Annotated in this window: 17 protein-coding genes; 5 read left to right on the forward strand and 12 right to left on the reverse strand. The window is 57.9% G+C overall.

Annotated elements, in window-relative coordinates:
- Positions 1–16: 16 nt before the first annotated feature.
- The 3 genes from CWO91_RS42675 to CWO91_RS03235 all read right to left on the reverse strand — a co-directional run bounded on the left by CWO91_RS42675 (position 17) and on the right by CWO91_RS03235 (position 3,931).
- Positions 17–1,390 (reverse strand): M16 family metallopeptidase, encoded by a 1,374-nt coding sequence (locus tag CWO91_RS42675; RefSeq protein ID WP_165405204.1) that lies wholly within the window; start codon positions 1,388–1,390, stop codon positions 17–19.
- A gap of 59 nt (positions 1,391–1,449) precedes the next feature.
- The gene (locus CWO91_RS03230) at positions 1,450–2,898 is read right to left on the reverse strand and encodes a M16 family metallopeptidase (protein WP_349643561.1); all 1,449 of its coding nucleotides are present in this window, start codon (positions 2,896–2,898) and stop codon (positions 1,450–1,452) included.
- A 322-nt stretch (positions 2,899–3,220) separates the two neighbouring features.
- Positions 3,221–3,931, reverse strand: a complete 711-nt coding sequence (locus CWO91_RS03235) for a hypothetical protein (RefSeq protein ID WP_245471107.1) — start codon at positions 3,929–3,931, stop codon at positions 3,221–3,223.
- Positions 3,932–5,098: 1,167 nt separating this feature from the next.
- Between CWO91_RS03235 and CWO91_RS43995 the strand changes: the two genes are divergently transcribed.
- Positions 5,099–5,284 (forward strand): hypothetical protein, encoded by a 186-nt coding sequence (locus CWO91_RS43995; protein ID WP_091881765.1) that lies wholly within the window; start codon positions 5,099–5,101, stop codon positions 5,282–5,284.
- A gap of 793 nt (positions 5,285–6,077) precedes the next feature.
- On the opposite strand, the gene CWO91_RS03245 is transcribed toward CWO91_RS43995, so the two are convergent.
- The 9 genes from CWO91_RS03245 to CWO91_RS03285 form a co-directional block, all read right to left on the reverse strand.
- Positions 6,078–6,587, reverse strand: coding sequence for a tetratricopeptide repeat protein (locus tag CWO91_RS03245; protein WP_130212196.1), 510 nt, complete (start codon positions 6,585–6,587; stop codon positions 6,078–6,080).
- Between the two features lie 106 nt (positions 6,588–6,693).
- Entirely contained in the window at positions 6,694–8,811 is a 2,118-nt protein-coding gene (sctV, locus tag CWO91_RS03250; protein WP_130212197.1) for a type III secretion system export apparatus subunit SctV, read from the reverse strand.
- A gap of 8 nt (positions 8,812–8,819) precedes the next feature.
- Positions 8,820–9,248 (reverse strand): tetratricopeptide repeat protein, encoded by a 429-nt coding sequence (locus CWO91_RS03255; RefSeq protein ID WP_130212198.1) that lies wholly within the window; start codon positions 9,246–9,248, stop codon positions 8,820–8,822.
- 2 nt (positions 9,249–9,250) lie between these two features.
- A complete protein-coding gene (locus CWO91_RS03260) occupies positions 9,251–9,790 on the reverse strand; it encodes a hypothetical protein (protein WP_130212199.1) in 540 nt (179 codons plus the stop codon).
- 33 nt (positions 9,791–9,823) lie between these two features.
- Positions 9,824–10,714: a SctD/MshK family protein gene (locus CWO91_RS03265; RefSeq protein WP_130212200.1), complete on the reverse strand. Its 891-nt coding sequence runs from the start codon at positions 10,712–10,714 to the stop codon at positions 9,824–9,826.
- Positions 10,715–10,829: 115 nt separating this feature from the next.
- A complete protein-coding gene (locus CWO91_RS03270) occupies positions 10,830–11,063 on the reverse strand; it encodes a nodulation protein NopA (protein ID WP_084674877.1) in 234 nt (77 codons plus the stop codon).
- A gap of 71 nt (positions 11,064–11,134) precedes the next feature.
- On the reverse strand, positions 11,135–11,431 hold the full coding sequence (locus tag CWO91_RS03275) for a hypothetical protein (protein WP_130212201.1): 297 nt from the start codon (positions 11,429–11,431) through the stop codon (positions 11,135–11,137).
- Positions 11,432–12,297: 866 nt separating this feature from the next.
- Complete coding sequence (locus CWO91_RS03280; RefSeq protein ID WP_433995544.1) at positions 12,298–14,097, reverse strand: HrpF/NolX family T3SS translocon protein; 1,800 nt, start codon at positions 14,095–14,097, stop codon at positions 12,298–12,300.
- Between the two features lie 1,499 nt (positions 14,098–15,596).
- Positions 15,597–16,298, reverse strand: coding sequence for a secretin N-terminal domain-containing protein (locus CWO91_RS03285; protein WP_130212221.1), 702 nt, complete (start codon positions 16,296–16,298; stop codon positions 15,597–15,599).
- A gap of 188 nt (positions 16,299–16,486) precedes the next feature.
- Here CWO91_RS03285 and CWO91_RS03290 point away from each other — a divergent pair, with 188 nt between their 5' ends.
- From CWO91_RS03290 to sctL, 4 genes are all read left to right on the forward strand, one after another.
- Positions 16,487–17,008, forward strand: a complete 522-nt coding sequence (locus tag CWO91_RS03290; RefSeq protein ID WP_130212202.1) for a nodulation protein NolB — start codon at positions 16,487–16,489, stop codon at positions 17,006–17,008.
- A gap of 17 nt (positions 17,009–17,025) precedes the next feature.
- Positions 17,026–17,880 (forward strand): type III secretion system inner membrane ring lipoprotein SctJ, encoded by an 855-nt coding sequence (gene sctJ / locus CWO91_RS03295; protein WP_245471109.1) that lies wholly within the window; start codon positions 17,026–17,028, stop codon positions 17,878–17,880.
- Between the two features lie 21 nt (positions 17,881–17,901).
- Positions 17,902–18,522, forward strand: a complete 621-nt coding sequence (locus CWO91_RS03300) for a nodulation protein NolU (RefSeq protein ID WP_130212203.1) — start codon at positions 17,902–17,904, stop codon at positions 18,520–18,522.
- Positions 18,519–19,107: type III secretion system stator protein SctL (gene sctL, locus CWO91_RS03305; protein WP_130212204.1), on the forward strand; the 589-nt coding region annotated here is incomplete at its 3' end. The genes CWO91_RS03300 and sctL, both read left to right, overlap by 4 nt.

A 19,107-nucleotide genomic window follows, 5' to 3' on the forward strand; every position in this document is an offset into this window, starting at 1 on the left:
CTGGGCTGCTAGAAAGTCAATTCGGTGGCGCCGTCGGGGCGGCGCCTAGCTGCTCGGCGCCTGGCGGGGGTGTGGTCCCCGATGGCATGGTGGTCGGCTGCGCTGCGTCCTTTGGGGAGCGGCCGACGATAATTGTGAGCAGACCCGCGCCCCACAGCCGCTGCGCTGCTCTCTTGGCGTCCTCCAACGTCACCCCATCGACCACGGCGTTGTGCTTTTCGAAATAGTCGATGGGCAGCTTGTCAAGCTGATGCTGCAACAGCGTTCGCGCAAGCTTTGATGATGTGTTGAGAGCCAGTACTTGCGAGCCCTTCAGGTAGGACTTTGCATCATCGAGTTCCTGCTGAGTCGGTCCTTCCTCGGCGATGTGGCGGACCTGCTTCTCGATTTCTTCGACCGTTTCGCCGGCACGATCGGCGTAGGTGCCGCTATTGCCGAGAAACATGGCTGAATGATCCAACCAGACCAGGTTCTCACGGACCGAATAGGCCAGTCCGCGCTTCTCGCGGATTTCGCGGAACAGGCGCGACGTCAGGCCGGCACCGCCGAGAATGTGGTTGACGACATAGGCGGCCATGAAATCGGGCTCGCCGCGACGGACGGCTGGACCGCCAAAAGTCACAGCTGTCTGCGGCACGTCGAGCGGAATAAAGACCCGCTGCGGCGGCTTTGCTGCGACGACTTCGGGAACCGGCGTCACTTCCGCTTTGGTCGGCAGGCTGCCAAAGGACTTGTCGAGCAGTTTGCAGAGGACCCCTGGATCGACGTCGCCGACCACCGCGATCTTGAGCGTGTCTTTTGCGATCACGCGTCGGACATAGCCCTTGAGATCCGCGACCTCGATCTTCGGCACGCTTTCCAGCGAGCCTCCGGCTGGGCGAGCATAAGGATGATCGCTAAAGGCGACTTCGAGGAACTTGCGATGGGCCAGAGACGAAGGATCGGTCGAGTTGTGCCGAAGGCGCGCAAGCACAGTGGCACGGATCCGTTCGATATCGGCCGCGTCGAAACGCGGCGAGGTTAGCGCCATCCGTAAAAGTTCGAAGGCCTCGTCCGCGTTGTCCTCGAGCGTGCGCAAGGCACCGCGGAAGTGATCATGGGTCGAGCGAAAACCCAGCTCGATGGCACGACGGTCGAGCCGCTCATGAAAGGTCTTGAAGTCAAGGTCGCCGGAACCTTCCTTGAGCAGGCCAGCAACCATGTGGCCTACGCCAGGTTTTTGAGGTGGGTCCTGAGTCGCGCCGCCGGTGAAGGCAAATTCCATCGCGATCAACGGGACAGTGGAATCCTGCACGAACCAGGCTTCTATGCCGCAAGACGAAACCAGGCGCTTGATCCCGGTCCGCGCAAGCGTCCTCGTGGCCGCAAGCGAATTTGGCGAAGCGAGCATCGCGATTGGGAGCGAGGCTCCCCCGAGGAGGATCCCACGTCGTGTGCAAGGATAGATCACTAGAGCGTCTCCCCGTAGTTTGGCGTAGACTCTTTGATGAGATAGCCGGTCACCGATCGTTTTTTGTCGAGCCATTTCCGCACGGCCTCGTGCACCTGCTGTGCACTGACCGAGCGGATGCCGTCCGGCCAACCGCGAATATCGTCGATGCATAGTCCCGTTGTCAGGCCGCGGCCATACCAGCGCGCGAGCATTTCCTGATCGTCCTGGGCGTAGGTTATCTGCGCGATCAGCCGCGTCTTGACCCGATCGAGATCTTCGGTGCTCGCGGGATTACGCGTAATGTCGGCGATTACCTCGTCGATGGAGCGCTCGATCTGGCTGAGTTTGACGCCAGGTTTTGGTATGGCAGAGATCGCGAATTGCGAGGGATCGAGCGCGGCAGAGTGGTAGCTCGCTCTGGCAGCGACCGCGAGCTGCTTTTCGACCACCAGCGAGCGATAGAGATATGAGTTGACGCCGCCGCCCATCAACTGCTGTAGCACGCCAAGCACTGGACCCTCGCCGGCGGCTGCGGTGCGAGCCGACGGTACGAGATAATAGCGGTGCAGGGCTGGCTGCTCGACGCGGGAATCGGCCAACGTCACTGTGCGCGGCGCCGCCGGCGTCGGCTCCTGCGGCCGCAGGCGTTCCAGGGGAATCGATGGTTGCGTGGGGATGGCGCCAAACGTCTTCTCCAACATCGAGCGGACTTCCTTGGGAGCGACGTCTCCAGCGACAATCAGGATCGCGTTGTTCGGTGCATAGAAGCGCTTGTAGAAGGTAAGCGCGTCCTCTCGGGTCAGCTTTTCGATTTCCTGGCGCCACCCGATAATGGGGCGACCGTAGGGGTGGTTGAGGTAAAGCGCCGCCATCACCTGCTCAGCGAGCCGTTCACCTGGACGGTTAGCGACGCTCTTATTGAATTCCTCCAGCACGACGTCGCGCTCGGACAGCACGCTCTCATCTTTGAGAATGAGACCGGTCATGCGGTCGGATTCAAATTCCATCATCTTGCCGAGGTGCTCGCGCGGCACGTTCTGGAAGTAGCTGGTGTAGTCGAATCCGGTGAAGGCGTTCTGATTGCCGCCGGCGCGGAGCACGGCCTTGGAGAATTCATTCGCCGGATATTTGGAGGTGCCCTTGAACATCAGGTGTTCGAGGAAATGCGCAAGCCCCGATTTGCCAGGCGGCTCGTCGGCGGAACCGACCTTATACCAGATCATCTGAGTCACAACGGGTGTGCGATGATCCGGGATCACGACCACCTCCAAACCGTTCTGAAGCGTGAAGCTAGCTGGTCGATCTGATCTGATCGTGTCGGGAAAGACGCTACCCTCTTCAGGAAGGTATAAGTCAGTGCCATCATCCGTTCCGTGCTTGACCGCCGGCGCGGTGCGCCTCGTCGAGTCGGAGGCTTTAGCGGCGGTACCTCCCGCCTTGGCGGTGACCGAAATCCGGTTCTTCATGGCATCGCCTTTCGTTCCATACTGATCCACGTTTGTGGCGGACAAATCCGACAAAGCGGGGAGCCGCACGTCGTTTGGCAAAACAGCAGAGCAAAGGCCGGACCAATTGCCGGATGGCGTACTCACGGTCGGGCGCACGCCAACTGGACACAAAACAGAACTGGCGCGTACTATTCTGGCCAAAGGTGAACCGTCGACATGTCGTGAACACGACATTGCGCACAACGCGTCAGGACAACTTGGCGTTACTGATAGAATGGAAACTAAAAGGTGGATTGAGCGGCGATATGACGCCCGTGCAACTCTCGTTACAGATCTTGCTCTACACGATGAGTGGCTTGGCAATATTTCTCATGGTCGCGAGGCGGGAATCGGCGAGCAGCTCCTTGGAGTACACTGCGCCGAAGTAGTCGAGGACGAAGGTGCCTGAATAACGTAGATTATCGGCCGCACGGATTAGGTTATCGAGAATTGTGGCGGCTTGGTCGATGCGGTCGCGATAGCGTGCGCGGATAACGTTGACGGCGTTCATCGAGTGGACCGCCTCGTCGGCAATAACCTCCCGCAGCCAATGATGGAACGTGTCGTTCCCAAGGGCGTCATAAAATGGCTTTTCTGCTGCATAGGCGCGGCAAGTGCACATCTCATCAAACGCGATTATAACCATTAGGGAGAATTCGTCCTTCAGGTGTTCAACGATCGGACCAAAATCATGCGTTCGGGCCTCCAATCTCGCCCGAAGATCCTTTTCCGATCCGTCAGCCACAAGTTCAATGATTCGGATGAATCCGTCGGTGTGGCGCTCTTCGTCAATCGCCCAAGCGTTGAAGAATGCCGCGGCTTCATCGGAAGCAATAAGATTTCGCGCCACTAATTCTTGTTTCAGATAACGGGCGTCATATTCCGTGTACAGATCAGGCCACAATTTGTCCCAACGTGCACGGACAGCCGACGGCTCGGCGGCGAACATCGCTGGCGTAAGAGCATCGAATAATTCTTTTGGACTCCAGTTCCGTCGAAACGGCGTGATCATCCGAGTGCCCCTAATCGCGTACGCTGCAAGCGCTCCGGCGCTACATTGTTGTCATCTGTTGTCAGCCGTACGCTCGCACAGCATATGCTACAAACAAACAAAGGATGCCGTCGTCTCCTTGTTTTGGTAGGCTGATGCCCAAAGGCCTTTCGGCTGGCTGGTGCCTCCCCTTGAATGGCGCAGTAGCCTTTCATGATACACACGACCGCAAAACCAGGGACACTCGTCATTGCTAGTCGCCCGTCCAACACGGCCTCACCTGACTCCGGCGGGGCCGCCATGCTGAAAGGCACCATAGTTTCAGCAGATCCACGACACCGCCTGTTGAGGGGTAGGACTGCGGCACGTTTTGAAGCACAATTAGCGGCACACGTGGCATCGGATGGGAGGCCCGGGCCCCAATCGGATGTGCACCAAGGGGTGGTTAGTCTGCGAGATCCCGGCCGTTAGCCTCGTTCCCATAGCCTTTTACTTTTCGGCACTTGCGGCGATACTATTTGAGATGAGCATCGATGAGTATCTCTGGCCTTCTTCGATTCCGCTTAATTCTCGGCGAATCCCTGTGCACTCCCGCCGCGCAAGCGCATCGCTAAATCAAGTAAACCGAGCCACGGAAGGTTATGCGATTACCTACACGACCTCGTAGATCGCCTAGGGTTGCGGGATTAAGAGGATTTGTCACTAAGCAGCACTTCGGTTGTCGACCGGCGAGGTAACAACTGCTCAGTCTCGCTAGCTTCGATGAGACGGAGGAAGTCACAGTTGTGTGCCGTTTGCTGTTTATGGAGGCAAGGGGATGCCGACAAAGCACCGGCCCTCTCCGTCCTTCAAATCACGAATAAACGGATTGCTCACTACTCTTGAGGATTCGAAAGACAGGCCAGATCGCAGTCATCTGATTGAGATTGCAAGCCGAGACGTGCCTCGTTCCGTTAGCTATTTCTACATTCCGCTTAACTGAGACAACGGGGTGCAGAAGCGCCCGGATGGAGCACTGCCGAGCCGGCTTTTATGTGGATGTGCTCCTTGTGGAAGACGTTCATTATCGGCCCTCTCATGCCGGCAAGATTCTGCCAACCATTCACGCCTTCCACTCCGATCGCTAACGGATCGAAAACGGTTTTCGAGCAAGTTCTTGCCCGGGATAGCAGGGGAGGAGATCCACACATGACCGGACCGGCCGTTATGGAAAACGTGCGCCGCTATCGCGCGATAGCTTCGTTGTGCCGTCAGTCCGCCGCATTTCGGCCAATCCAACGGGACTCATTACTAGCGCAAGCTGCAGAGTGGGAGGAACGCGCGATCGCGGAGCTCGAGAGATACTTTAGTTCCTCGGCCGCATGTTTTCGTTGACGGCAGCGGGCGCTTCGCAGATCTACGATCGAACAATAAGTAAGGTTCACGAGGGAGAACGGTGGCCAGGTGATCCGGTTGCGCAAGCCAGCCCTGGTGAAATCATGTCGGCGTTGGCGCTACTGTCTTCAGCTGCGGCAAAGATATAAGCTGCCTGCTCGCGCATTTGGCATCTTTGTTCTTGTTCCACTTGTCGCCCCGCTTGGCGGGATCAAGCGCGATCATCGCGTTACTTACCTCAGCAAACCCCAACGCTGCTGCGCGAGCTTTCGCTGGGCGATTGAATGCGTAGAGAGGACGAGCGATTCGTCGCCATCGAGCCGGAGCTGTCGTTCCAGGAGGATATCGCCTGGGTTGTTGGCCAGCGGATGAGTGACCCTGAGATCTAATCGTCGAGGTGCTGTCATCTCGTCCAGGAAACTTATCGCGCTCGACGGAACACTTTGAGATATCAACCGCTGGCGGCTCGGAAACAAGCGAGTACGGCGGGGTTGCCATCCAAGATCGACCGGAGGAAGAATTCGATGGCGCCCAATTCTTAGTAGAGACTATGTCCTGGAAACGTTTGACTATCAGTTCAGTACGACCCATTGTTCGTGGGTCGGTCGCGGATACACTTGGCGTGTGGTTGGGTTACTGATTTGGTTATACATGCCGGTTTCATTGTACGAACTGTCGCTTCGCCGGGAATTTAACTCTTGAGCCTCCACGGCGGCTGATAATCGGCTAGCTGTCGGTAAGCTGACAGAGAGGCACCGAGCAACTGCGATCCGCTCTTGTTCGTTGGCTACGTCTAACGGTACGGTGCGTGCCGGCCATCCGCTTGCAGTTGTGGACCCGGATTGCCGTTCTGCGTCGTCCCTTCAAGGGCGAGCGACAGCTTGAGATTGTTGCTCAACATCGGATTTTCTGGGTCAATTGCCAGAGCTTGGCGGTATAGCGTTTGCGCCTCGTGATGGCGGCCCTCGTGATCGAGCACAACACCTTTGGCATTCAGTGCGCGCAGGTCGCCGGGTGCTGCAAGCAAGATGTTGTCGAGCACCTCAAGCGCCTCATCAGGGCTTTCACGCATCAGCAGGCCCCGCGCAAGAGGAATCGCTGCATCGACATTATCCGGTCGTTGCTTCAGCGCATCGCGCAAAGCCTTCTCGTCAGCATCCTGACCGAGGGCGTGAGAGATGCGCTCGCGAATAGCTGGATCGACCTCCTTGGCCCCAACCAGCTCTGCCGTAGACGCCGGCTGCTGTGAAAGACCCGACTTGTGCGAGTTAGCGCAACCCGCGAGCAGCACGATGACAAGCATGGGGAGAAAGGCCGAGCACGAATGGCGACGAAAGTTACGCCAGCGCCGCAGAACATTAATCTTACATGAATTCATAAGCGACCTCACGACCACACACCTGTGCTCGTCAGCCAGCCGCAGGGAGGAGGTCACGATGCCCGCCTGTAGGAGTCTTGTCCTTGCCAGGCGCAAGTTTGACGGAGCCAATCGGCTGGACGGTGAAATCCGAGGCGAGATCCTGATACGAGAGAACAGGTAGGTCTATTCCATTGCGGGTGAGAAAGCCGCGGACGAAGCGCCGGATATCCATCGAGCCCAGGATAACTGGCTGGTTCTGACTGCGCGCGATGCTCGAATGGATCTGGCGAAATTGTGAAAGTAGCATCTCGCTTTGCCGATCCTCCAAAACGAGGTAGGGACCGACAGCGGTCTCGCGCACCGCACCTCGCACGATATCCTCGGTCTCACGCTCGACGATAAAGGCCGCCACAACACGATGGGCGTTGGCATAGCGGTGACAGATCTGCCGCTTCAGAACGGAGCGCACATATTCGGTGAGCAGTACGGCATTTTGCTCCCGTTCGCTCCATTCTGCAAGCGCCTCCAGAACCAAACGGGTGTTCCGGATCGGGATGCCCTCGTCCAGCAAGCGACGTAGGACATCCGCGATGCGAGGGATCGGTGTCGTGCGCAGCACCTCCTTCACCAGATCGGCATATTCCTGCTCCATCCGGCTAAGCAACTGACGCGTTTCCTGAATGCCCACCAGGCGCTGTGCATAGCGTGTCAACGTCGACTGGACGCGCAAGGCGATGATTTCGCTCGGACGGTGGTGCCCTATTCCGGCAGCTTTGAGAGCAGGCGCATGGCCTTGTTCGATCCAGATCCGATTCGTGTCTGGGTCCCGCCAAAAGGGGATCCCGCTCAATTCAATGTTCGCCACGTCGTCGTTAAGTAAGAGTTGTGTCGGGTCAATGGCGCCCTCTTCCACCGGCACTCCTTCGACATCCACCCGGAATTGCGATTGGGCCAGGTGCTGTGCGCTTTGGGCGGGAATGCGTGGAATTGTGATGCCAAGATCAGCTGAAACCAGTGCCGAAACCCGTGCGACGCACTGCTCGAGTTCCCCTACGTCGATTGCCTGCATCAGGCTCGGCGCCAGCAACAGCGTAATCGGGAGTGCCTCCGCGGGCACGGTTTGCTTCTGACCTTGTGCGGAAGCGGGAGCCGAACCGGTGGGACCGGCGCTGCTCTTGGGAGCGGTCTTGCCCTCTTGCACGCCAACCTTGAGAAAGCTGGCGGCGGAGAACAGCGCGGCCAGTATGACAAAGGGGGGCAAAGGGAAGCCAGGAACGAATCCCATCACAAGCAAGACACAGGAGGCCAAGCGTAGCGCTTGTGTGCTGGCCGTAAGTTGGTTGACGATATCGGCGCCGAGATTGAGTCTGGAAGGACCGTTGACACGAGTGACAATGGTTGCGGCTGTAATTGACAGCAGCAGGGCCGGAATTTGCGAAATGAGCGCATCACCGATCGTCAGGATGGTGTATTGATGCATCGCCTCCTCGAGGGACATGCCCTTGGAGAGCGATCCGATCGTGATGCCACCCAGCATGTTGATGCAGATGACTATTAGTCCGGCTATGGCATCGCCCTTCACGAATTTCATGGCGCCGTCCATCGCGCCGTGCAGTTGGCTTTCTCGCTCCAGCGCGCCGCGCCGGCTGCGGGCTTCGTGCTGATCGATATGGCCGTTGCGCAGCTCCGCGTCGATAGCCATCTGCTTGCCCGGCAGCGCATGGAGCGTGAAGCGCGCCGATACCTCCGCCACCCGTTCGGCGCCCTTGGCGAGAACCATGAACTGCACCATGGTCACGATCAGGAATATGACAATGCCGACGGCGATGTTGCCGGATATGACGAAATCGCCGAACGTATGGATGATGCTGCCGGCATCGCCCTCGGCTAGGATCAGTCGCGTCGTTGCAACGGTAAGAGCGAGACGAAAGACGGTGGAGATCAGGATGACGCCCGGCAGGGACGAAAAGTCGAGCGGCGTGTTGAGATACAGGGCTACCATCAACAGCAATATGGCAAATCCCAGATTGAAGCCGATCAGCATGTCGATCACGACGATCGGGATCGGCATGATCATCATTCCGATCGCCAGAAGAAGCATCAACGCGACCATCAAATCCGGGTGAGCCGGCGCGCGCGTGATGAGATTTCGTAGAAGGTTGGCCATGAGAAGCCTTATTGTTGTTTGATTGCAGCTGTGCTGCCCCGCAACAAAACATAGCGTTTGAAGACGGCTTGCGCTTCGGTGATGCGGCCAGCGTGACGCAGGGCGTGGCTGCGCATCAGCATCAAGGGCGGAGCCGAAGACGGCTCGTCATCCAGTTTGTCCAGCCTGTCCAATACCGACAGTGCTTCGTCACCGCGACGCTCCGAGATGAGAGCGTAGGCCAGGATGCGGAGCAGGCCGATGTCTTGAGACTGTTCGTGAGCGACCAGCCGCAACAGAGCCAGGCTCTGGGCGCTCTGTCCGCACGCAAGGTAGACATAAGAAAGCACGCAGAGCAAATCTCGCTCCGGCGCGGAGATCAGGTCGACAGCGCCGGCTTCGGAAACGATTGGCGGCTGTGTAGATGTGAAGTGTTGCACTTTGTCTGGCCCGACCATCGCTAGCCTTTGATCAAGCCGTTGTGACTCTGCCGGAGCAGGATTAAACGTTGCAGTTCCAGTTGCAGAAGGGCGGCTCCTTCACGTGGCACCAAATCCTCTGGCGCGGCTGATAGCGTATCAGCCAAACGCTCCAGAAGAAGGCCGTGTTGCTCAGGACGCAGAACATGCGAATGACGTAAGCGCGGCGTCACGAAGGAGAGCAGACTGTGCGCGAGATTTGGCTCATTAAGCCAAGCGAGATCCGAGCCTGGCTCGATCTGACCTGGCGGGGCGCGCGCCTCGTCGAAATTGATGCGCGAAACTGCATCGATCGAACTGAGCTCGAGCGCGCTCTCGATCGTGGCGTCCACCAACCGATCCAGCACGTCACTATGACGAGAAATCGAGGTGTGGCTCTTGTCATCATTGCCACGCGTCCGGTCAATCCCGATGGACTTGGCTCGAGAATTGACCGGCGTAATGGCAGATGCATGATGATCAACGTTTGGCTCCTGAAAAGAGGTGCCGGGCTCGACGGGATTCGGGGGCAGCCTAGTCATGGCACTTTGCTTCCTTACCTACGGCCTAAAACGCTAATAGGATAGAGTGGCAAGCCGGCCATCCCGGCTCAGCAGAACACGCCCTTCCTCGATCCCGTAGACGGTCCATCCATTGCTCAAGAGCGCGCCGACGAAATACTTTTGACCAGCAATGACAATATAGGGGGCGCTCCCGCGCCAAACAGCTTGGACCCCAATTGCGGGAGGCGTCTTCTCATTCTTGATAGCCACCGCATTGACGAGCGTATAAGCGCCATTGCTATTGTGATCAAACCGCTGCTGGACGTCTCGCCATGTGGCGAGCGAGGCGGGCGTCACGGTGCCGTCGGCGGTGACAACGCCCGCCCCAGAACCGACCTTGATGCCGACAAGGCCCGCTCTGTCAATTTCCTCTTGCAGCCTCTCGGCAGCTGCATCGGTGGCCAGAGCATCAGGAGCGGTGAGCGCCAGCTTGGGTGCAATGTCCGTAGCAGGGGACGACGGACTTGACGCCACAGTGGTGTCGGTCTGGACAAAACTGGATGAGACTGCGCCAGCCGCGGCAGAGCTAATCAGGACCAAAGCGAGAAAGGCGAGCGATATACGCCGGCGGTCGATGGAGCCAGCTTGTTTGTAGTCCTCGATCGTCCAGCGAATGGACATCGCCCCGGCATGCAAAACGACAGGAAGAGGGACAACAATGGACTCGTTCGGTAAAACAGTCTCGTGCCCCTCGATCCTAACGTCCCTCGCAAGGGCCTCGATCTCGATTGAATTGGAATGGGGGGTGACACGAAGATGGTGCGGTTCGAGGCCTTGTTCGACGAAGATTAAGTCAGCATCGAGGCTGCTGCCAATCAGACACGATCCGACCCCCACTTTACTTGTCAGCCCGGAGTAACAGCCCGACAACACTTCGAAATGCGGGCAATTTGGTTCGTTCACGGTCGGTTTCCTGAACAGCGAACGGAACCGTACGGCAAAACCGTACGGCCCGTTGCGACTTCACAGACTAAGCAGCCGGGGAAAGTGGGGCGGCGACGTCGCCCCATCTCATCCCTTACTGCACCCGCTCATCGGCCGCTTTCTTGACGGTCGAGAGCTCGGTCGAGACGACGCGAAGTTCCACATCCCTCTCAGCAGCTTTTGTGCTGGTCAAAGTCAGAGCGGCGATTTGCCGTTGGAATGCCGCCTCTCCAGCAGCTTCAGCAGCCGTGGAAGCGGCTGCAGCAGTAGCGGTGCCGGCTGCCCCACCTGCAGTCGAGGTATGAGACGCACCAACATTTTTAGTCATACTATTCTCCTGTGTGCTCGAATTGCGCCGCGACCTGCGGCTCCTATTTCCTAACGTCGCAACATGCGGCGTCAGGAATCCTCCTCTGTCTCGGCCATGACGTCGTCGAAATGGCTCATTGCACTATTCGCAAATTGGAGAGCAACGGCTCCCAGGGCGACGCTGAACGCTTGCTGCATAGCGGCTTCTTGCGAGTTGCCGCCCGGAGTGGACGCGCCGCCGTTTACGGGAATGTTTGCATCAGGCGATCGGGCATGATCGTCGCGCTCGCCAGGCTTGTGAGATTCTTTTTTGCCGCCGTTTTTGCCGCCAGCCGCATGCAGGTCAGCATCAACGTGCCCAGCGGCGCTAGAACTCGTAACGCGCATCGGGTTCTCCTATGTCAATTCAATCGTGCCAATGGAGGCAGTTTCCGCCCTCCACTATGCAAGTATTAGCTTTCGACAAGCTGACGAGTCGTAGAAAATGCAATGAGCCGCTGGTCGATCATCATTAAACGTCTTCACCTGCCGACCGTATTTGAACAAGTTGCTCGCGAAAGCTGGAGATCAGATCGTTAAGACAAACAATCGTTTGTGGAGCTTGACCGGGTGAGCACGTTGCTCATCGTTTCGAAAGCTTCAATAGGCGAAATATCAAAGCCACCACTAATAAAAGCGTTTTGAGGGCCGACGTGCTGCAATCTCGGGCTCACGTCCCTTGCGATGCCTCCGAGCTCTTTCGACAATTTGCTTGCGGTCAGGCGAAGCGGCATGGAGCTTGACCTGGTCGGGAGCGAGGCGGAAAACTAGAGTGACGGCCGATTCAGCGGCCAAGAGCCGTCCCTCGGTCCTGGCGGGCCCATAGCAGATCCGTCAATCGCGACCCAAAAGAGCCCTTCGACTTCTACCGCTCTGGACCAATGTGCTCTCGATCTCGCGCAACCGGCAGGCTCCGCGGCTGCCGGTCTGTCGCGTAGTGTTAATGCATCGCGCTCTTGACAGGCGGGGTATGCAGTCGATGGAACTTCACAGCGGCAGACTGGGCTTGAGGTCGGATTCGGGCAATCGAGTGCGGCCAACATAGTTTGTACGCAGTGAAGAGCCGAAATAAGTTCCTCGGATTCGGGGCGGTCTCAAGTATGCTGGTAGAGCTTGCGCGACCTACTGCTCGGCAGAGAGGCCCAACCGCGCGGAGGCCGCGCTAGCTCGATTAGCGTTTCCAGCGTGATCCTGAGAAGATAGCGTCGCTCCGGCTAGGCGTTAGCGCCTGCAGCTTGCAAGCGCTCGGACTCGATGCGAGCCTTCAGGTTATTCAGATAATCCTCCGCGTAGGACTGGGCCACCGAGACCGGCAGGTTGATGCCGGCCGTCGCGGCTTCTTGAATTGCCTGCTTCACCAAGCCTTCTCGCATTGCTAATTTGACCTCAGGTCCGGCGATGCAGCCCACCGCCTGTGCCGCAAGGCTCAGCCCGGCTTCTTCCAGCGCTTGCTTTATGTTGCCGCCACTGATGGCAGTGTGAAGAAGATTTGCAGCTTGCGCCTCGGCTTCGAGCACCATTGACGCCAGATCGGCCAATTCACCCAAGCCTGGAATGAAGCCAAGTACACCGACTGCTGTCGCGGCCCAGTCGATTACCTTAGAGCCAACTTTGAGCACGTCATCAAGTGCGTGCATGAAGGCACCACCGTTCTTTTTGGGAGACTTGATGTCGGGCTGGTCTGCCATGCCCATCGTCATGTCCGCGACCGCGTCCTGCTCGGCAGGCGTTCGGACGGCATGCGTCTTCACTTGGTGAACGGTGCGGTTCGCACCCGACATGTTGTTGAAGAACTGGTTGAAGTCGCTGTTGCTGATGTTGCCGGAATCGACCGTATGGCCGCCGCCGAAGTCGAAGAACTTGTGGTGGGTTTTGTAGCCCGTAATCGCGTTGTTCATCAACCCAAACAACACAGGATCGGAGAGCAACTGGGAGGCCGCCTTTCGCACCTCGGGCGCGAGGCTCTTATCATCGACCATGCTCGCCAGCTTTTCCCGGGTCAGGTCACCCTTCCCGAAGAAAGCGTTTTGGTTCCTGCTGATCGTATTGAGCGTATCGAGCTCGGCTTGCGTGAGATTCATCGATGATGAAGCAACCTGCAGGAAGTCCTCTTTGTGGACCTTGTCTATCGAGCCACCGTACAACTGCTTCCATTCATCCGGGTGGTCGAGGAAGTATTGAGCGGCCGCGAGGACCTGTGGCGGGCATTTGCCGGTTTTAGCTTCGCCGTCGACGATCCGCTTGAAATCCGCAAGGCTCAGGTTCTTAGGCAGGTTGTCGGCATAGCGATAGAGCTCGCGCAATGCATCGGTCTGGGTCATAACCGATGGACCGCCATTCCGGGTGCCGTCGGAAGGGATATAGTTTTGCGTATAGCTCTTTGCCCGCTGCTCCTGGAAAGCAGCAACCTGAGGGTGGTGATCGGAGAAGCCGGAGAGATCACCTGCTTTGATCTTCCCGCCGCAGCGGCCGTCACCTTGCGAGCCTATCGCATAGAAGAGCTCTGGGTCCTGTTGCAAGGCCTCGATCGCCGCCTTTAGATCCGGCGGTGTGGAGGGATCGTTGGCCAAATCTCCAAGAGATTTCCAATCCAGCGGGCATTTATCTTTGTGTCGGTTCAGCACCGACACAATCTGCAGCTCGGCATCAGTCAGCGTGCCGCTGTTCCACGTGATCCTAGAGCTTTGTACGGGTGCCTCTGCAATCTTCGGGGCGCTCGCAGCGGAGGAGGACTCCGCGGAGGATGGCTCTGGGGCCTGCTGACATGCGTCCAGTGCGGCCTTGATCTCCGGCGGGAGGATGTTCCGCACCTCCTGCGTGAGTTCCTCCGTCAGCTGCTTGGCTGAGTCTGCAGCCGCCGGATGCTGTGGTGTGGAATGGTCATCGGCATTGTCTTTCAACGAGAAACTAGCCAGCATCGCCTCGAAGTTTGAAAGATCCCGCGCCGATGAGGGTCCGGGGGCGAGGCCGGACAAAGTCGAGCTGGCGGTTAGCGATAGGTTGTTGACTGACATTATACGTCCTCTGATTTGAGATCGCACCACAAGCCGGTCATGTGGCGCAGCCCGAGAATCGCGACGAACAACGAGCAAGAAATGTCGATAGGCTTCGATGGCTCCTACCACTTGCTTCCGATTGCTCAGTGCGCCCCCAGCGCTCAGTTCCGCTACAATCTATAGGCACATCGCCGTCTAGATATTCACGCCATATGGTAGGTTCGATTAGCTTTCCAAAAGCTGACGGCGCTCAGAGGTTTCACAACGGGACGCGCAATGATGGTGTGAGAGGCCGTGATGGGTTCTCGATATCGGAATCGGCTTGCTTGTTATGCTCGATCGCTCGCCTCCGGGCCAACTCGGTCGAATTAACGAAGCCGAGTCTGCCGCTCTGCGGATGGTCACGTGCGCTGATTCGTGCAACAACGTCGCAGGTCTCCGCAGCATCTTATGGTGAAATCACCCACGCGTAGCGACCTCGCGCCTGCGCCCAACGAGAGTGTTGGCGCTTGCGTAGATGCTGCGGACCGTATTGCCCCGAGCAGATCGAAGCTCAGCTGCGCTTGGCATTCTTCATGTCATCATGCTTAGCCGCTTGGCGAGTGTTCGCTCGAACCTACAGGCCAAAGGGAAGGGTCCAGCGACGGTTTGAGACGAATAAAACCTTCTTCTCGCCATTCCGCCGTGTGAGGCACACCCAGGATGGTGAACGTTGTTGTCCGGACACCCCTGGTAGGTATGAGATCGCGGCTTCTCAGCATTTCGATCTGAGCGGGCGTAGCTGTTTGGCCAGTAAAGACCCAGTCGTCCTTGGCGCGACGACCGCTCGCCATGGCGAAATCTCCAATTTCCGGCGGAGCAACCCCTGCGGGCAACGTGGGCCCAGCTTGAGACGGTCCAGCGTGAGGTGACCCGCCCCGCATGAGCCAAGGCTCAAGATCTTGCCAAACAAGGTCGTTGCCGAAATCGGAGGCGTCCGCGCGGTGTTGAGCGATCGGCTGTTGGGAATTGGACCGCTCGCCGCCGCTCAATGATGGCTCGACACGCGATGATCTGGCTCCGAGTTCCTGCCAAATTAGGTCCTGGCTGTATTCGGGTATTTCATGCAATGCCATTAGTTCACGCTCAAACTCCCTTAGACCGGCGGGCGACGAGCACGAGTGGGACGCTGGGCTGTTGTCCGCCGGGCTTAGCGCGTTGAAGTCCATCCTGCTCCTCCTTTTGGACAACGGAGTGGCTTTCATTCTTGTGCGACGAAGCTCATTTGCATGACGGACTTCGTGGTGTTGTTCAAAAGCTCGCATGAGGCGCTAAAGTGGCAACGCACTCACCGATGCTGCTGGCCGGAATTTTGATTCGCATCCGTGGCTCCGGCCTGGACGTTGATTGCGCCACCCTGCGGCATCGGCCATCCACACATCCGCGATCTGACAATGGCAGCAGTAGCTTTCGAAAAGCTGACAGAGGGCATAAGCAGACGCATTGCATCTCTTCCTAGGCCATCTGTTGTCATCACGTCATTTCTTACCTGCATCGGGTGTGTGGACCACGCCGTCTTGATGTGGTGCCTCCGGCGAAGGAGCGTCATTCGGTCGTCCTTCGCGAATGACCACGCTGGAGGATCCCCGAAATAGCATCAAAACCGACTCGTGCGGCGGCTTTTCGGCACCGCTCGAGTTTCGCCGTGCCTGTGCCTCCGCCGCGAGTCCTTTTATTGTTTGCTCCACAAGCGCGACAAAGCGGGGTGGACCAGAGGCGAAGACGAGGCCATCTCCCGGTACGGGTCTCACGATGTAACGCTCATCGGAGATGTTGAGCGCATCGAGTGCCGCCTTGAACGCATCAAAGCTGATTGGACTCAAGACCAAAAGACGGCTTTGCGCCTCATGCGCATCGGATACGTAGAGCACCAGCCCATCGTAGTACCATTGAAGATTATAGAGATTGATCAACCGTTCGAGGAACTCTCGCGGTGGGAGATCCGGCATTCGCCCGCGAATCCGCCCCTTCACGCCGGTGCTGACATTGACTCTGATATTTAGGTTGTTGCCGAATTCCTGCAGTGCGGCCGCGAGGTCCTGATCCAGAACTGTGTAACTATAAGGCGTCGATGGCAGCGCCAGGGGAGCGCCGAGCGCCTCGACGACGCCCAAGCAAATGAAAGCACCAGCATAGAGAACTTTCTTCAAGATGTGCAGCCTTGTGGATAAGATGAGCATTCCTGCTATTTTTACACCTGAGAACAAGCACCGAAATTCGTCCCAATTTGGAAGCCGATGCTTCGTCCCAAATTGGAAGCTAGCCGTGATCATTAGATGACAGATGCTCGTCAGTTTTTGGTCAGCTTGCTTCTCTAAGGTGCGGCCCATTCGTGTGAACGAACGGCTCATCTCACCACGTGACTGAAATGATTTCCTCCATGTTGTTTGGCGTTACGTCGATCTCTGCCAACTCCGTCGAGTGTGCCTCCAACGGCTGTTCGCCGGCACTCGCCAAGTTTGACGAGAGCCTTGCGCAGGCGGCCTCGAACCAAGGTGTCGCCTCTTCTGTGCCTGAGCGCGCGCCAGCTCCATCGCTGCCGGAAGCGCAGCGCGCAGTCACGCCGGCGAGCCCGCTGGGCGATCGCGTCCTTCAGAGCATTTCTGCTATTCACCAGGGCAAACCACTTCCGTCGGGCGCAGTTTCGCCGACGCTCGTCGGCGAGCCTGATCCTACCAAGAGTCTCCAGCTTGGGCCGGCCGCGCAACCGGTCTTGCGTGTGCAGCAAGTCGAGGTACATCCAGCGGGCAAACCTGAAGATGCGGATCATTTCGACTCGGCGCTGGCGAATCTGCGGGATGTTTACAACGGCGTCATCCAGGTTTCGCTCCTCTCCAAGGGGACAGGTGCTGTCAGTTCATCTCTGAACAAGCTTCTATCGGCGGGCTGAGCGGGCCGTTGGCTGTCTTGACGAAAGACAAGATCGGTAATGGCCGGCCCGCAAGAAAGCGGCTTCATGCTCTCTTCCTGTTGCTGCTTTTGCTGACCCTCGCCGGTTGCAAAGCTGATCTGTATACCAAAGTTCAGGAGCGTGAAGCCAACGAGATGCTTGGGCTGCTCCTGAGCAAGGGCGTCGATGCCATCCGTGTCGTCGGTAAGGATGGGACCAGCACAATTCAGGTGGAAGAAAAGCAGCTCGCCTACTCAATCGAGCTGCTGAATGACCAGGGCTTGCCGCGCCAATCCTTCAAGAGCCTTGGTGAGGTGTTCAAGGGGGCGGGCCTCGTTGCCTCTCCGGTTGAGGAGCGAGCCCGCTACGTCTATGCTCTCAGTGAAGAATTGTCGCGCACGATCAACGATATCGATGGGGTTCTCTCCGCCCGTGTTCATGTCGTTCTGCCGAAGAATGATCTTTTGCGACAGGATGCAACCCCGTCCTCGGCGTCGGTTTTCATTCGACACGCCTCCAACGCGAAGCTCTCAGCCTTGCTGCCGCAGATCAAGATGCTCGTCGCCAACAGCATCGAAGGTCTATCGTACGACAAGGTGGCGGTCGTGTTCGTGCCGGTTGAGCGGGCTCAGCATGAGGTCTCCGTTGTGCCAGCGGCAGCTTCCGCCGAACCAACCAAGTTCATCGCAACCCACATTGCGATCGGTGCAGGAGGTGCGCTCGCCGCGTTGGGCATTCTATCTTACGTGCTGCTGAGCACACGTGGGCGACAGCTTCGTCAATCCTGGCGCAAAGTGACAAATCTCGGCAGAGGTGCCAGCAAGCCAGCGGTCCAGTCCGCCGGCAAAAAACTGTCCTCAGATCCGAAATAGGCGGCAAGCAGGTCCGTATCGATGGCATCCACTGACCCAAATCATTCACTCAACCCGCATTCCGATCGCCTGCGCGAGCTTGCCGCTTTGATTCATCCCGACCGGTTTGCCAGCCATCTTGATGGGCTCCTGTCGGCCGCCACAGTGCTGCAGTTGCAGAAGACTCCGAGACTGCAGCAAAGACTGGTCGAATTGCTGCTGGGCAGTGAGCTGGTCTCGAACGGAACCGACTGGGGTAGGGACGTTCTGCTCGGGCATGATCCGCGTCGGGCGGCCCTGCTCGCCGGCAGTATCTGGCATGCCCGTTCGGTGCTCAAGCTTGTGTCAAAGCATGATGTAGCGATTCTGGTCAAAAATATTGGTGCGGAAGCTCATGCTTTCGCAATCCGACACGTATCCAGCGCCGTCGCAACCACATCGATTGACGATCCGCAGAAGCTGGCGAGCCAGATTGAACATGACGGGTGTGCCTGCCTTGGTGCTTGGCTCAAGGACGCATCAGAGCTTGACCGTGTGCGCGTTCTTTTCCGTTTACCTGTGGGAACCACCGCCGAATCCCCAGCAGCCGAACACCACAATTCAGCAGGTCAGTTACTGTCTTTGGTGGTGGCCCATTTGGCCACGGAGGAGCCAGCGGCATGACGGCCGATGAAACAGTCTTGCCAGATTGCCCGCGGATACGGCCGCTTGGTCCGCTCATACCAGCCGCGGAACTTGGTATCTGGTACGATGCGGTGCAGACGCACGCGCTAGCCGAGCGATATCTGCGGCAGGTTCGCAGTTGGGCAAGGAAAGCCTATCAGCAGGAGCGGGAGCGCGGCCATCGCGAAGGTCTTAGGTCAGGCTCGGACGAAATGGCACAGCTGATCGCCCGAGCTGCTTACGATGTGGCCCGGCGAAAAGCCGTTCTGCAACAGGAGTTGCCACAGCTCGTGATTGAGATATTGACCGATTTGTTGGGCTCCTTTGATCCGGGTGAGATGTTGGTAAGGACCGTTCGTCACGCCGTCGAGCAAAGATATGGCAGCGCAGAAGTATGCCTTCACGTCTCTCCTGTGAATGCTGATGCACTAAGGCATGAATTCGTGGCGTTCGATGGAACGGATGGTCGGCCGAAAGTCAGAATTGATCCGGACCCGGCCGTGGGGCCCGACCAGTGCGTTCTGTGGAGTGAGTTCGGCAGTGTCGATTTAGGGCTTGCCGCGCAGCTCCGCACATTGCGTCTCA

It is taken from the genome of Bradyrhizobium genosp. SA-3, assembly GCF_004212635.1.
Taxonomy (GTDB): domain Bacteria; phylum Pseudomonadota; class Alphaproteobacteria; order Rhizobiales; family Xanthobacteraceae; genus Bradyrhizobium.

Bases quoted from the DNA above. Each gene is read 5' to 3' on its own strand.
- CWO91_RS42675 (WP_165405204.1), bottom strand. From the start codon at position 1,390: ATGCTCGCTTCGCCAAATTCGCTTGCGGCCACGAGGACGCTTGCGCGG.
- CWO91_RS03230 (WP_349643561.1), bottom strand. From the start codon at position 2,898: ATGAAGAACCGGATTTCGGTCACCGCCAAGGCGGGAGGTACCGCCGCT.
- CWO91_RS03235 (WP_245471107.1), bottom strand. From the start codon at position 3,931: ATGATCACGCCGTTTCGACGGAACTGGAGTCCAAAAGAATTATTCGAT.
- CWO91_RS43995 (WP_091881765.1), top strand. From the start codon at position 5,099: ATGACCGGACCGGCCGTTATGGAAAACGTGCGCCGCTATCGCGCGATA.
- CWO91_RS03245 (WP_130212196.1), bottom strand. From the start codon at position 6,587: ATGCTTGTCATCGTGCTGCTCGCGGGTTGCGCTAACTCGCACAAGTCG.
- sctV (WP_130212197.1), bottom strand. From the start codon at position 8,811: ATGGCCAACCTTCTACGAAATCTCATCACGCGCGCGCCGGCTCACCCG.
- CWO91_RS03255 (WP_130212198.1), bottom strand. From the start codon at position 9,248: ATGGTCGGGCCAGACAAAGTGCAACACTTCACATCTACACAGCCGCCA.
- CWO91_RS03260 (WP_130212199.1), bottom strand. From the start codon at position 9,790: ATGACTAGGCTGCCCCCGAATCCCGTCGAGCCCGGCACCTCTTTTCAG.
- CWO91_RS03270 (WP_084674877.1), bottom strand. From the start codon at position 11,063: ATGACTAAAAATGTTGGTGCGTCTCATACCTCGACTGCAGGTGGGGCA.
- CWO91_RS03275 (WP_130212201.1), bottom strand. From the start codon at position 11,431: ATGCGCGTTACGAGTTCTAGCGCCGCTGGGCACGTTGATGCTGACCTG.
- CWO91_RS03280 (WP_433995544.1), bottom strand. From the start codon at position 14,097: ATGTCAGTCAACAACCTATCGCTAACCGCCAGCTCGACTTTGTCCGGC.
- CWO91_RS03285 (WP_130212221.1), bottom strand. From the start codon at position 16,298: ATGCTCATCTTATCCACAAGGCTGCACATCTTGAAGAAAGTTCTCTAT.
- CWO91_RS03290 (WP_130212202.1), top strand. From the start codon at position 16,487: ATGATTTCCTCCATGTTGTTTGGCGTTACGTCGATCTCTGCCAACTCC.
- CWO91_RS03300 (WP_130212203.1), top strand. From the start codon at position 17,902: ATGGCATCCACTGACCCAAATCATTCACTCAACCCGCATTCCGATCGC.